This is a genomic window from Stenotrophomonas sp., from assembly GCF_031995405.1.
Taxonomy (GTDB): domain Bacteria; phylum Pseudomonadota; class Gammaproteobacteria; order Xanthomonadales; family Xanthomonadaceae; genus Stenotrophomonas.
In genome coordinates this window covers 1-12,996 of the sequence record NZ_DAMAGC010000118.1, presented here as the reverse complement: position 1 = coordinate 12,996, position 12,996 = coordinate 1, and the positions used below count along the sequence as shown (strand labels likewise).

Annotated in this window: 12 protein-coding genes; 7 read left to right on the top strand and 5 right to left on the bottom strand. The window is 69.2% G+C overall.

Going from position 1 to position 12,996, the window contains the following annotated elements:
• On the top strand, positions 1 to 680 hold a 680-nt coding region (locus tag RTO53_RS16440), incomplete at its 5' end, for a GGDEF domain-containing protein (RefSeq protein ID WP_312238809.1).
• Here RTO53_RS16440 and RTO53_RS16435 read toward each other — a convergent pair.
• Positions 659 to 1,048, bottom strand: a complete 390-nt coding sequence (locus RTO53_RS16435; RefSeq protein WP_312238808.1) for a YchJ family metal-binding protein — start codon at positions 1,046 to 1,048, stop codon at positions 659 to 661. The two genes, RTO53_RS16440 and RTO53_RS16435, sit on opposite strands and share 22 nt — an antisense overlap.
• A gap of 118 nt (positions 1,049 to 1,166) precedes the next feature.
• Here RTO53_RS16435 and RTO53_RS16430 point away from each other — a divergent pair, with 118 nt between their 5' ends.
• On the top strand, positions 1,167 to 1,943 hold the full coding sequence (locus tag RTO53_RS16430) for a TSUP family transporter (RefSeq protein ID WP_312238807.1): 777 nt from the start codon (positions 1,167 to 1,169) through the stop codon (positions 1,941 to 1,943).
• A 185-nt stretch (positions 1,944 to 2,128) separates the two neighbouring features.
• On the opposite strand, the gene RTO53_RS16425 is transcribed toward RTO53_RS16430, so the two are convergent.
• From RTO53_RS16425 to folE, 4 genes are all read right to left on the bottom strand, one after another.
• On the bottom strand, positions 2,129 to 5,500 hold the full coding sequence (locus RTO53_RS16425) for an SbcC/MukB-like Walker B domain-containing protein (protein ID WP_312238806.1): 3,372 nt from the start codon (positions 5,498 to 5,500) through the stop codon (positions 2,129 to 2,131).
• A gap of 19 nt (positions 5,501 to 5,519) precedes the next feature.
• Positions 5,520 to 6,221: a DUF4194 domain-containing protein gene (locus RTO53_RS16420; RefSeq protein WP_312238805.1), complete on the bottom strand. Its 702-nt coding sequence runs from the start codon at positions 6,219 to 6,221 to the stop codon at positions 5,520 to 5,522.
• On the bottom strand, positions 6,208 to 7,677 hold the full coding sequence (locus RTO53_RS16415; RefSeq protein ID WP_312238804.1) for a DUF3375 domain-containing protein: 1,470 nt from the start codon (positions 7,675 to 7,677) through the stop codon (positions 6,208 to 6,210). Before RTO53_RS16415 ends, RTO53_RS16420 begins: the two co-directional genes overlap by 14 nt.
• A 94-nt stretch (positions 7,678 to 7,771) precedes the next feature.
• The gene (folE, locus tag RTO53_RS16410) at positions 7,772 to 8,374 is read right to left on the bottom strand and encodes a GTP cyclohydrolase I FolE (RefSeq protein ID WP_312238803.1); all 603 of its coding nucleotides are present in this window, start codon (positions 8,372 to 8,374) and stop codon (positions 7,772 to 7,774) included.
• Between the two features lie 158 nt (positions 8,375 to 8,532).
• On the opposite strand from folE, the gene RTO53_RS16405 reads away from it, so the two are divergent.
• The 5 genes from RTO53_RS16405 to RTO53_RS16385 form a co-directional block, all read left to right on the top strand.
• On the top strand, positions 8,533 to 8,988 hold the full coding sequence (locus RTO53_RS16405) for a MarR family transcriptional regulator (protein ID WP_312238802.1): 456 nt from the start codon (positions 8,533 to 8,535) through the stop codon (positions 8,986 to 8,988).
• An 84-nt stretch (positions 8,989 to 9,072) separates the two neighbouring features.
• Complete coding sequence (locus tag RTO53_RS16400; protein WP_019183984.1) at positions 9,073 to 9,282, top strand: DUF1656 domain-containing protein; 210 nt, start codon at positions 9,073 to 9,075, stop codon at positions 9,280 to 9,282.
• Complete coding sequence (locus RTO53_RS16395) at positions 9,279 to 10,187, top strand: HlyD family secretion protein (RefSeq protein WP_312238801.1); 909 nt, start codon at positions 9,279 to 9,281, stop codon at positions 10,185 to 10,187. The genes RTO53_RS16400 and RTO53_RS16395 overlap by 4 nt, the downstream gene beginning before the upstream one ends.
• Positions 10,184 to 11,641 (top strand): efflux transporter outer membrane subunit, encoded by a 1,458-nt coding sequence (locus RTO53_RS16390; protein ID WP_312238800.1) that lies wholly within the window; start codon positions 10,184 to 10,186, stop codon positions 11,639 to 11,641. The genes RTO53_RS16395 and RTO53_RS16390 overlap by 4 nt, the downstream gene beginning before the upstream one ends.
• A gap of 5 nt (positions 11,642 to 11,646) precedes the next feature.
• On the top strand, positions 11,647 to 12,996 hold a 1,350-nt coding region (locus tag RTO53_RS16385; RefSeq protein WP_312238799.1), incomplete at its 3' end, for an FUSC family protein.

Below are 12,996 nucleotides of genomic sequence, written 5' to 3'. Positions count from 1 at the left end.
CGCGGGTGTTCCTGTCGCCGGCGCTGCTGCCCGCGCTGGCCAGTGCTGCGCTGCTGTTGATCGTGTCGGCGATGCTGCAGGAATCCTTCCATATGGCCTACCGCGACGAACTGACCGGCCTGCCCGGCCGGCGCGCGTTGAACGAGTGCCTGCAACGGGTGGGCGCCACGTACACCATCGCAATGGTCGATGTGGACCACTTCAAGCGCTTCAACGATACCCACGGCCATGACAACGGCGACGACGTGCTCAAGCTGGTGGCCGCGCGCCTGGCCGACGTGGGCGGCGGCGGACGCGCGTTCCGTTATGGCGGCGAGGAGTTTGCGCTGGTGTTCCTGGACCGCCCTGCCCCGGCCTGCGTGGAGGCGGTGGAAGCGGTGCGGGCGACCGTGGAAGCCACCCGCCTGCAGCTGCGCGATCGTGCCGCGCGGGTGCAGGACGATGCGGTGGGCCGGTTGCAGCGCGGCCGCGGTGGCGACGGCACCGTGGTGCAGGTGACGGTGAGCATCGGCATGGCCGACAACCGCGTGGGCGAGGGTGCGCAGGCGGTGATCAAGGCCGCCGACCAGGCGCTGTACGCGGCCAAGGATGCCGGGCGCAACTGCGTGCGCGCCCACGGCCAGCAGCGGCCGGTGGCGGTGCGCAGCCGCGAGGCGGCTCAGGGCAGCGCGTCGAGGTAGAACCAGCGGCCGTGTTCGCGGACGAAGCGGCTGTGCTCGAGCATCTTGACCGCGCTGCCGCCGCCGACCTTGTAGCGGGCGGTGAACGTGACCTGGGCGTGGTCCGGGTCGGAAACGGCGTGCTGGTGGACGGTCAGGCCAAGCCACTGGGTACGCTGGCCGGCCGGTTCGTCCAGCGACAGCGATTGCGGGCGCGTGGATGGATGCCAGCTGGCCAGCAGGTAATCCGGCAGCTGCTTGACGTAGGCGCTGTAGCGCGAGCGCATCAGGGCCTCGGCATCGGGTGCGATGGCGCCGGCGTGGTAGAGGCCGCAGCAGGCGGCGTAGGCCAGTGGGCGGCCACAGGGACAGGGATCGGGTTTGCTCATGCGGGCATTGTCGCGCGTTTGCCCAGCGCCGATGCCGGGGCAGCCGACCAACGGTCGGCTCTACCGCGTGCAGGGGGGCGGGCGTATGCTGGCGCGCCTTTCGTCGTGATGCCCTGCCGTGTTCGAGCTGGTTCCCCCTGAGCTGTTGTGGTTGGTGGCGATCGCCTTCATCGCCGGCCTGGTCGATGCGGCCGTGGGCGGCGGCGGCCTGGTGCAGTTGCCCGGCCTGTTCACGGTGTTGCCGCAGCACACCCCGGCGATGCTGTTTGGCACCAACAAGTTCAGTTCGATGTTCGGCACCGCTGCGGCCGCGTTCCGCTACGCGCGCAATGTGCGCTTCCCGTGGCGACCGGTGCTGTTCGCGGCAGGCACCGCCTTCGTGTTTTCCTTCGCCGGGGCCACCGCGGTCAGCCTGCTGCCCAAGGATGCGGTGCGTCCGCTGGTGCTGGTACTGCTGGTGGCGATGCTCGGCTACACGCTGTGGAAGAAGGATTTCGGCGCGCTGCACCGGCCGCGCGAGATCGGGCGCCGGGAGCTGGCCATGGCGCTGGGCATCGGCGCGGTGATCGGCTTCTACGACGGCTTCTTCGGGCCGGGGACGGGCAGCTTCCTGATCTTCCTGTTCGTGCGCTTCTTCGGGCTGGACTTCCTGCGTGCCTCGGCCGCCTCGAAGGTGGTGAACCTGGCGACCAACGTGGCCGCCATTTCGTTCTTCGTGCCGACCGGCAACATCCTGTGGCTGTTCGCGCTGCCGATGGCCGCGGCCAACATCGTCGGCTCGGTGGTGGGCACGCGGCTGGCGCTGCGCGGCGGCACGCCGTTCATCCGCAAGCTGTTCGTCGGCCTGGTGGTGGTGCTGATCGCGCGGATGGGCTGGGATACGTTCGCCGGGTAACGCGCAGGGCGGGGGCCTGGGCTGCCGTGGTTGGGCGAACGGTGACGGTGGAGCAGCCGACCAACGGTCGGCTCTACGGGGGTGAGGGATTTCCGTTGTCGGCGCGGGATTGCCCGTGCCGGCGCAGGATTTCCGTTGCCGGCGCGCGATTGCCGTTGCCGGTGCGGCGCAGGCGTGCCGACCGGTCAGGCGACCGGTTCGGCGTCCTGCTGGCGGCTGCGCTCGGGCAGCTTCAAGCGCTTGGCTTCCTCGTCGTACTCGATCAGCAGCACGCCGGAGTCGTGGCGGCCGCTGATTTCGACGAAGCAGGCGCCACCGATGAACGGTTCAAGCGTCATCACCGACTTCAGCGGCGTGGCCACCACCATCTGGAAGCCGAAGTTCTCGAAGATGTTCATCGCCAGGGCGGTGAACTCGTTGTCGGCCTTGTCGAAGGCTTCGTCGAGCACGACGGCGGCGTAGCTGGGCAGCTGGCTTTCGGCGCCGCCGAGCTGGTAGCGCAGCGCGGCAGCCAGACAGGTGGTGGCCAGCTTCTGCCGCTGGCCACCGGATTTGCCGGCGCCGCTGCGGTAGATTTCCACCTGCTGGCGGGTGGCGGCGTCGAGCTCGACGCCGATGAACTCCACATGCAGGCGCACGTCGAGCACGTTCTCGCGCCAGCGCCGGTCTTCGCCTTCCTGCGACCCCAGGCGTTTGACCAGTTCGCGCAGCACGGCGAACTGCGCCTCGGCCACCTCGCGCTCTTCGGTCTGGTGGTGCGCCAGCACTTCGCGCAGCTGCTGGTGGAACTCCAGCACTTCCGGCAGGCGCCGGTCGCTGAGCTCGATGGTCAACAGGGTGCCGCGGTTGAACGGCACCTGCTCCAGCGAGGCATTGACCTCGTCCAGGCGCTGGCCGATCGACTTGCGTGCCTCGGCGCTGTGCCGCTGCAGGGCCAGCAGATTGTTCTTGCTCTGGTTCTGCAGCAGGTCGAAGAAGCGTTCCTCGTGCTGTGGCAGGCCATCGCGTTCCAGCCGCTGCAGGCGGGCGAGGTAGTCCTCGGCCGAGGCGACGGAGGCGGTGAAATCGCCGGACTCTTCCGGCCACGCCTGCGCGAAGCGCCGGAAGCAGGCCACCAGCTGGGTCTCGACGCGGTGCACGTCCTGCTGCGAGGCGGCGAGGCTTTCGTTGATGCCCTTGCTGATCTCGCGCATGTGCGCTTCCAGCGTTTCCAGGCTGAGGCCGCCCAGGCGGTCCAGGCGCAGCTGCAGCCCGGCTTCCTGGGTGGCACCGAGCGCCGGCAGCACCAGGGCGCGGCTGCGCTGGCGCTGCGCGTCGAGCTTGTCGCGCTCCCGCGCATGCTGGGCGAGCTCGACGCGGGTGTCCTCGTAGGTCCGGCGGGCCTGCGCGATATCCGCGCGCGCCTGGTCGATCTGCTGCGCCAGGCGGGCCAGGTCGGCGTTGCCTTCCTTGAGCTCGTGCAGCGACGATTGGATGTCCTGCAGGCGCTGGACGGCGGTGGCGACATCCACTTCCTCCCAGCTGAAGTTGACCAGCTGGTTGCAGGCCAGGCGCCGGTCGTTGTCGCGATCGCGCTGGCTGCGCAGCCGCGCGACATCTTCGTCGCAGGCGGCGATGCGTTGCGCCAGCTCCTGGGCTTCCTTGCGGAACAGCGCCAGTTTTTCCGTATTGCTGAAGCCCAGCAGCCAGCGGCGACGATCGCCGATGGCGTTGCGGTCATCCTTCTCGAAGCGGTCGCCCGGGTGCTTGACCTGGCCTTCGCGCGAGATGCCGCGTTCGACGTCGCGCAGCTGCTTCGCGTCGACGCACTCGTAGTCGTAGCGCTTGCCGAGCTCGCGACGCAGCCACGGCTCGAACACGCTGTCGCGGAACTCCAGCTTGTGCAGCAGCGAGCGTGCCGACGGCTGTCGCGCGATGGCATCGTCATTGCGGCGCACGCGGTAGTAGGTGAGCCGCATGCCGATGTGGGTGCGATTCACCCACGCGTTGACCTCGCTGTAGTGCTTGTCTTCCACCAGCAGCGATTGCGCGAACCCGAACAGCACGCGCTCGATCGCGCCCTGCCAGGCGCCCTCTTCCTGGCGGACCTGGATCAGCTCGCCCACGAACGGCAGTGCTGCCTCGGGGACGCCGGTCTCCTCGGCCAGGCGGCTGCGCAGCTTCTGCAACGGTGCGGGAATGCTCGACGGGTTGCGCTCCATCGCCTCCAGTTCCGCGCGTACATCGCCGAAGCGGCGCGCGTCGTCCTGCTTGCCGGACAACCGCTCGGTGATGGCATCGTCCAGCGCGGCGGCGGCCTGCTGGCGGTTGTCCAGCTCGCCCTGTGCACGGCTGATCAGCTGCGCGAACCCATGGGCGTCATCGGGCAATGCGTCCTGCAGTTTCGCCGCGGCCTGTTCGGCCTGGTCGCGCTTTGCCTGGCGACGGTCGCGCTCGGCCTGCGCGCGGCCCTGCTCGCGCTCCAGCTCCTCGATGCGCTCGCCGCCCTGCTGGCGTCGCTGCAGTTCGAGTTCGGCCAGGTGCTCTTCATGGTTGGCCAGCCCCTGGCGACGCTGGGTTTCTTCCCCGAGCAGGCCACGGTGGCGCACGTCGATTTCCTGCAGGCGCTTTTCCAGCAGCAGTTGCAGGCGCGATTCGCGGAAGCTATCCAGGCCGAGCTTCAGGGTTTCCTCGTCGGCGCGCTGCAGGTTCATCGCCTTCAGCTCGGCGTGCAGCGCACGCGCGGGCAACAGCGTTTCAACCTGACGCCGCGCGGTGACCACCGACTTGTGCGCGCCATCGAGCTCGGCGAAGTCGCTGACCAGGCGCTCTGCAGCATCAAAGGTCTTGGGCGTGTCGAGCATGAAGTCGCGCAGGAAGACGTTCAGGTCGCCCAGGTTCTTGGCCGACTGCGTCTTGTGCAGCAGGCGCAGCGCCATTTCATTGTCGATGCCCAGCAGGTGGCGGAAGCGCTCGGCGTAGCCGACGAAGCTGTCGAAGTGGTGGACATCGCCCAGGCGCTGCTTGAGCTTGCGCAGGTCGAGGTCGAAACCGCCAAGGTCCTTGGCGATATCAAAGGGACGCTCGGCGATCAGGTAGTGCTTGCGCACGTCAGCGGCGGCCGCGCCATTGCCGGCGATCCAGAACAGGCGCACCAGGCTGACCACGCGGCCATCGCCGGCCCGGTACTCCAGCACCAGTGCGGTCCAGGTGGCGCCCTTGCGCAGGTACTGGGTAGCGATTTCGCCGGTGCCGCGGTCCTGCTGGTCGGCCCACGCGCCACGCACGTAGGAGACCAGGTTGCGGTCGCGGCCACTGCGTTCGGCTTCACGCGCGGCGGCGTTGAAGTCGACGATCGATGGCGGCACCAGCATCGCCGACATGGCATCGAGCAGGGTCGACTTGCCCGAGCCGGATCGGCCCACGAACAGGAAACCCCGTTCGGCGATCGGCACCTCGGTCAGGCCGTTGAACGTGCCCCAGTTGTGCACCTGCAGGCGGCGCATGCGGAACTGCTGCAACCGCGGATCCGGCAGCCCTTCGGTGAACAGGGCGGGAGTGTGCTTGGAGATGGCCATGCGTTATCGGTCGGTCCGTTCAGGCTTTTGCAGCGGGGGTTTCGCGCAGCTGGCGGTACACCGACGACAGCGCGGAGACATCTTCGGCGGAGAACAGCAGCTTCAGCGCCGGCGACACTTCGTGCCGGTCGTCCTGGCCGGCCAGGCGGGTCAGGATGTGGTTCTCTTTCATTTTCTGCACGGCGGCGGCGACGCGCCGATTGAAGCCGGCGCGGTCGGTGGAGAGGTTTTTCTCGTAGATGGCCAGCGCTTCGGCCATCTCGTTATCGGCCACCACGGCGCGGTTGCCGCGTGCATCAGCCTCGGCCAACTGCTGGCGCAGGTACAGCAGCAGCACCGAGTCGATGAAGGTCAGCGGCGAGCTGCGCAGCAGCACCGGTGCGTCGATGTCTTCGGTATCGGCCTGGCGGGTGAAGGCCACGCCGCTGTCGCGGTCGAGCACCAGCTCCAGGAACAGGTCCGCCAGCGCCGAGCGGATGGCCGCTTCGCTGCGGATCAACGCCGGCCACAGCTTGGCGTGGCGCAGCTGGTCGATGCTCGGGCCGATCAACAGCTGGCACAGCGCGCGGCGCCCATCCAGCGGCAGGCGCCCGGTGTCGCCCATGTAGAAGACATCGCTGTTGCGACGCGGCGGCGGCGTGATGACGACCGGCTCTGCGTCCTGGTCGTCTGCCGAGCCGTCGATCGGGGCGGCATCGTGGGAATCTTCATGCCAGTTCATGGCGTTTCTCCTGGGTGAACCAAACCAGCGGGATGCGGGCGCGTCGCCACTGCCCATCGCCGCCACGCCAATGTGCGGTTTCCTGTTCGCCGTCCACCACCACGCCGTGGCGGGTGCCCAGCGACAGGTAGCCGATCACGCTGCCCAGCCCCTGCGGCGCTTCGCGCTGCGACAGGGCCTGGGCGATGCTCAATTTCGGTTGTACGCCAAGCAGCTCGTGCAGGTCCCGGCGCAGGGTGCGGAAGTCGATTTCCGAGGACGCGACCAGGTCGCCGACGCTTTCCAGGCTGATGCTGGCCGCATCGTTGCGCTGCACGCTGCCATCCACCTGCGCGCTGCGCGGGTCGTGCAGCTTCCACTGCGACCACGAGCGCAGGCGGCTGGTGGTGAGCTGGAGGTCGCGGCCGATGGGACGCTGTGCGGAAAAATCATCGCGCAGCGCCAGCGCTTCGGACTGGGCCTGTTTGAGCAGCTGGTTGAGTCGGCGCTGTTCCAGGTAGCCACGGCTCTGCACGAACCCGCGCAGGCTGCGCGCGAAGTGCTGCAGCACGTCGTGCACCTGGCCGCCACGGTCGAGCATGGTGCCGGTGAAGCCGCGCAGGAAGGCGCGTTCGTCGCGGTCGAGCTTGCGGGCGAAGCCGCGCGCCAGCACCGCATCCAGCGCGGCGTCGAGCTGGGCGCTCTGCTCGGCATCGTTGAGCAGTCGCCAGAAGGCCTGGAAGCTGCGTCCGGCGTCGCTGTCGCCGATCACGTCCACGCCCTCGAACAGTTTGGAGAGCACGTCGCCGCGTTCGCTTTCATCATCGATGATGCGTTCGCGGAACTCGCGGTTGAGGCGCTCGAAATCGTCGCGGACGCGGCGGAAGTCTTCGGTGAGGTCATCGGCCAGGCCGATGATCTGCCGCGCACGTTCCAGCGCGCGCTTGCCATCCAGCGCCACCACGCGACCCTGGCCGACGCGCGCGATCTCGGCGTCGATGCGGTCGCGTTCATCGCGCAGCGCCGACAGGCGCGCGTCCGGGTTGGATTCGGTCTGCGCGGCCAGTTGCGAGAGCTGTTCGATCACCAGCGCCAGCCGGCTTTCGGTGGCGGCCACGCGGGTCTGCTCCAGGCTGTCGGCGAAGCGGATCGCCTGCAGCGCCTGGGTGGACAGCTCGTACTGCTCCTGGTCGGCGCCCTCGGGCAGGCGCCGCTCCAGCCAGCCCTGCGCCAGCCAATGGGCGATGTAGGCCTGGGCAGTACGCGGCAGCTCGCGCGACAGCTCTTCGCCGTTGAGCTGGTCCAGCGCGCGCTGCAGGCGTTCATGCAGGGCCGCGGCCGGCAGCGTGCGCTCGCCGTCCATCAGCAGGCCCTGCAGCAGGCCGATGATCTCCGGGGCGTTGGCGGCCGCCAGCAGCTTCCACTGGGGCTGCTCGCGCAGGGTGCGGTAACGGGTGATGCGTTCGTGGTGCTTCATGCAGCCAGGACATCCGGAAAAACACCGCGCGGCCGGACGCCGCGCAGCAGGAAGGGGAACGGCCCGGCAGAGCGCTGCCGGGCGCGCGGCAGGTTCAGCGCTTGCCGCCCACTTCGATGAAGCGCAGGAACTCGGCGCGGGTGCGCGCATCCTCGCGGAAGCTGCCGAGCATCTTGGAGGTGACCATGCTGACGCCGCGCTTGTGGATGCCGCGGGTGGTCATGCACTCGTGCGCACCTTCCACCACCACGCCCACGCCGACCGGCTGCAGCACGTCCTGGATGCACTGGGCGATCTGCGCGGTCATCTTTTCCTGCACCTGGAAGCGGCGTGCATATGCCTCGACCACGCGGGCCAGCTTGCTGATGCCCACCACCTTGCCGGACGGCAGGTAGCCGACGTGCACGCGACCGATGATCGGCGCCATGTGGTGTTCGCAGTGGCTTTCGTACTCGATGTCGCGCAGCACGATCAGTTCGTCGTAGCCGGCCACTTCCTCGAAGGTGCGCTCCATGTAGGCGCGCGGGTCGTCGCGGTAGCCGCTGAACCAGTCGCCATAGGCCTCGGCCACGCGCCGCGGGGTATCCAGCAGGCCTTCGCGGGTGGGGTCTTCACCGGCCCAGCGCAGCAGGGTGCGCACGGCCGATTCGGCATCGGCCTGGGTGACCGGGGTGGCGTCGTTGTCTTGTTTGCTCATTACATACAGCACCCGAAGGGGGGCGAGCATCGTACCCGACAGAGCCCTCGGACGTCCCCCGCCGTGGTGCCCGGGCCTGCCGCGGCGGGCCCGGCGTTGGGCTGCGGTTGGGCCGGGGGTATTGATAGGATGGAAATTAGTAGTATCCTATCGATCTGATGAAGCGAACCCTCGACGAACGCACCCAGCTGCAGATGCAGCTCAGCTCCGGCCTGCTTTACGCAGGGCGGCAGTGGCAGCGGCTGGCCGACCAGGCCCTGGGCAGCTACGGCATTTCGGCGGCGTGCACCATGCCGCTGCTGATGATCGGGCGCGCCGGCGGGGGAATCCGCCAGGTGACGCTGGCCCAGCAGCTGGGCATGGAAGGTCCGTCGCTGGTGCGGCTGCTGGACAAGCTGTCGGCCAGCGACCTGGTCCGCCGCGAATGCGATGCCAGCGACCGCCGCGCCAACCTGCTGTGGCTGACCGACAAGGGCGAAGCGCTGGTCAGCCAGCTGGAAACCGAGTTGATCGGGCTGCGCCAGGGCGTGTTCGGCGAGCTGTCCCTGGATGAGCTGCGCACCGTGCTGAAGCTGTGGCAGTTGCTGGCCGATGCCGCCGAACGCGTGACGTAAGCCGTTTCCCTGTTCTACCGCCCGGTGCCGTGTCGCGGCGCCGGGCGCCTCCCTTTCCGCTCCCCCAGTGAACCCTTTGCCTCGATGTACGGTGAATTCAGTCTCTATGGTGTGTTCGTCCCGACCCTGCTCGGGCTGATGCTGCTGGCGTACCTGCTCAAGAGCGGGCTGCGCGTGGTCCTGCAGCGCACCGGCGCCTACCGCCACATCTGGCACCCCGCCCTGTTCAACCTAGCCGTGTACGTGATCGTGCTCGGCGGGTTGTTTTCCCTGATGCGTTGGATGCAATCGTGAACAAGATCCTCAAGCGTGCTTTCCCGGTCGTGCTGACCGTCGTGGCGGTGATCGCCGCCGTGCTGGTGCTGCGCCACCTGTGGTCGTATTACATGGACGAGCCGTGGACGCGCGATGCGCACGTCAGCGCCGACGTGGTGCAGGTGGCGCCGGACGTGTCCGGGCTGGTGGAAGCGGTGAAGGTGGCCGACAACCAGCCGGTGGCGCGTGGCGAAGTGCTGTTCGTGGTCGACCGCGCCCGCTACCAGATCGCGCTGGAGCAGGCCCAGGCCGCGCTAGGCGAACGCCGCGCCACGCTGGACCAGCTGCGCCGCGAGATCGCGCGCGACCGCAGCCTGTCCGACCTGGTCGCCGCCGAGGACGCCGAGGTACGCCGCGCCAAGCTGCTCGCCGCGCAGGCCTCGATGGCCACCGCGCAGGCCGCCGTGGACCTGGCCAAACTCAACCTGGCGCGCACCGAAGTGCGCAGCCCCAGTGCAGGCCACGTCAACGACCGCACCGTGCGTGCCGGCGATTACGTCACCGCCGGGCGACCGGTGATGGCCGTGCTGGATACCGGTTCGTTCCGCGTTGATGGCTATTTCGAGGAAACCCGCCTGCGTGGCGTGCACGCCGGCCAGAAGGTGGATATCCGCCTGATGGGCGAGGCGCAGCCGCTGCAGGGCCATGTGCAGAGCATCGCCGCCGGCATCGAGGACCGCTACCGCAGCGAAGGCAGCAGCCTGCTGCCGAACGTGACCCCGGCCTTCGACTGGGTGCGGCTGGCCCAGCGCATCCCGGTGCGCATCCATATCGACCACGTGCCGGCCGGGGTCAACCTGATCGCCGGGCGCACCGCCACGGTCACCATCGTGCCGGACACGGCACCGGCCACGCCGGCACGACCGGCACAGGCGGCGTTGTGAGCCGCCCTGCCCTGCACCGCATCGCGCTGGGGCTGGCGTTGACCACCCTGGCCGCGTGCAAGACCGTGGGCCCGGATTACACCGTGCCCGCAGGATCGGCCTTCCAGCGGCCGGAGGCCAATGCGGCCTTCATCGACACCGGCAACCCGCAGGTGGCCGCCGGTGCCGAACTGCCCGCGCGCTGGTGGGAGCTGTACCAGGACGACACCCTCAATGCCCTGGTACAGCAGGCACTGCGCGACAACGTGGAACTCAAGGTGGCCGATGCCAACCTGCGCCGCGCCGCCGCCGTGTACGAGCAGGCGCTGGATGCCGGTGGTTTCGAGTACGAGGCCGAGGCCGGGGTGAGCCGCGCGCAGCTGTCGGCCGAATCGTTCCTGCTTGAGCACGAACTGCCGCCGATCAACCTGGCCGACGGCAAGTTCGCCGTGTCCTACCAGTTCGACCTGTTCGGCAAGCTCAAGCGCGCCTCCGAGGCCGCGCATGCCGACGAGCAGGGCGTGGCCGCCGCCCTCGACCTGGCCCGCGTGTCGCTGGTGGCGCAGGTGGCCGGCAGCTATGTGGAGATCTGCCATGCCAACCACGAGCTGCACGTGGCCGAGCATTCGCTGCAGCTGCAGCAGCGCAGCCGCGAGGTCACCCAGCGGCTGATCAATGCCGGTCGCGGCACCCCGCCGGAGCTGGCCCGCGCCAACGCCCAGGTGGCGATGCTGGAAGCCGCGCTGCCACCGCTGCGCGCGCAGCGCCAGGCCTCCGAATACCAGTTGGCGGCCCTGCTCGGTCGCACCCCCGGGCAGTTGCCCGACGGTGTGGGCGACTGCAGCCAGGCCCCGACCCTGGCCCAGCCGCTGCCGGTGGGCGATGGCCGCGCGCTGTTGCAGCGCCGCCCGGACGTGCGCCAGGCCGAACGCCGGCTGGCCGCGGCCACCGCGCGGATCGGCGTGGCCACCGCCGAGCTGTACCCGGACATCCGCCTGGGCGCCTCGGTCGGTGCCGCCGGGTTGCTGGAAGACTTCGGCCAGCCGTTGACCCAGCAGTGGTCGATCGGCCCGCTGATCTCTTGGACGCTGCCGTCCTCGGGCACGCATGCGCGCATCCACGCCACCGAGGCCGGCGCGGATGCGGCGCTGGCCGAGTTCGACCACAGCGTGCTGCAGGCGCTGCGCGAAACCCAGACCGCGCTCAGTCGCTATGCGCACGACCTGCAGCGCCTGCAATCGCTGCAGACCGCCCAGCAGCAGGCCGAACTGGCCGCCAGCCAGAACCGGCGCCTGTACCAGGGCGGGCGCACCCCGTACCTGGCCAGCCTGGACGCCGACCGCACGCTGGTCTCGGCCGATGCAACGCTGGCCGCCGTGCAGGCGCAGGTGTCGCGCGATCAGATCCAGCTGTTCCTGGCGCTCGGTGGCGGCTGGAATGCCGACGCCGTGGCCGTCGGCAAGGCAACGAGGTAAGCGCGATGCTGCTGCTGGACCGTCAGGCGTGGCTGTTTTCGGTGAAGACCTTCCTGGCCGCGCTGGCCGCGCTGTACATCGGGTTGGCCGGCAACCTGTCGCGCCCGTACTGGGCGATGGCCACGGTGTACATCGTGACCCAGCCGATGCTCGGGCCCACCCGCGCCAAGGGCGTGTACCGCATCGTCGGCACGCTGATCGCCGGTGCGGCCACGCTGTGGATGCTGCCGCACCTGGTGGAAATGCCGCTGCTGCTGAGCGCGGCGATGTCGCTGTGGCTGTCCGGCTGCCTGTTCATCGCCCTGCTCAACCGCGGTCCGCGCGGCTACGCGTTCCTGCTGGCCGGCTACACCACCGCGTTCATCGGTTTCCCGGCGGTGACCTCGCCGGACACCATCTTCGACACGGTGGTGGCGCGCAGCGAAGAGATCATCCTGGGCACGGTGGTGGCGGTGCTGTTCGCCTCGCTGTTCTTCCCCACCTCGGTGCGGCCGATGCTGCGCTCGCGGATCGGCAGCTGGATGGGCGATGCGGCGCAGTGGTCGCGGCAGATCCTGCTGCGTGGCCAGGCGCATGGCCCGCGCAACCGGCTCGCCGCCGACCTGGTGCAGTTCGAGGCGCTGATCGAATTCCTGCGTCGCGACGATCCCCGCCATGCCGGCGCGGCGGTCTCGATGGAACGGCTGCGCGAACGCATGCTGTTGATGCTGCCGGTGCTGTCCTCCATCGCCGACCGCCTGGGCGCTCTGCGCGCCGGGGGCCGTGCGCTGCCACCGGGGCTGGAGCCGCTGGTGGCCGATATCGCACAATGGCTGGAGCAGCCCGGCCGTTCCAGCGCGAGCGAATACGCCGCGCTGCGCGCCCGCATCCTGGCGCTCAAGCCTGCGGTGGACGGCGAGCTGGACCACCTGCTGCTGGTCACCCTGCTGCTGCGGCTGGAGGAACTGGTGGACCTGTGGCAGGACTGCGGCACCCTGCAGGACGCCATCGAACAGGGCAGCGCGCCGCGCGATACCGCCCACTACCGGGTCCGCGCCACGCGCAGCGGCGATGCGCGGCATGTGGACTACGGCATGGCGCTGTTCTCGGCGGCCAGTGCAGGCGTGGCCTTGATGACCTACTGCGCGCTGTGGATCGGGCTGGGCTGGGAAGGCGGTGGCAACGGCGCGATGATGGCCGCGGTGGCCGCTGCGTTCTTCGCCGCACAGGACGATCCGGCACCGAGCATGCTGTCCTTCCTGCTGTGGGCGATCGTGGCCAGCCTGGTGGCCGCGGTCTACCTGTTCGGGGTGTTCCCGGCAGTGCATGACTTCGGCAGCCTGGCCATCGTGCTGGCGGTGGTGTTCCTGCCGCTG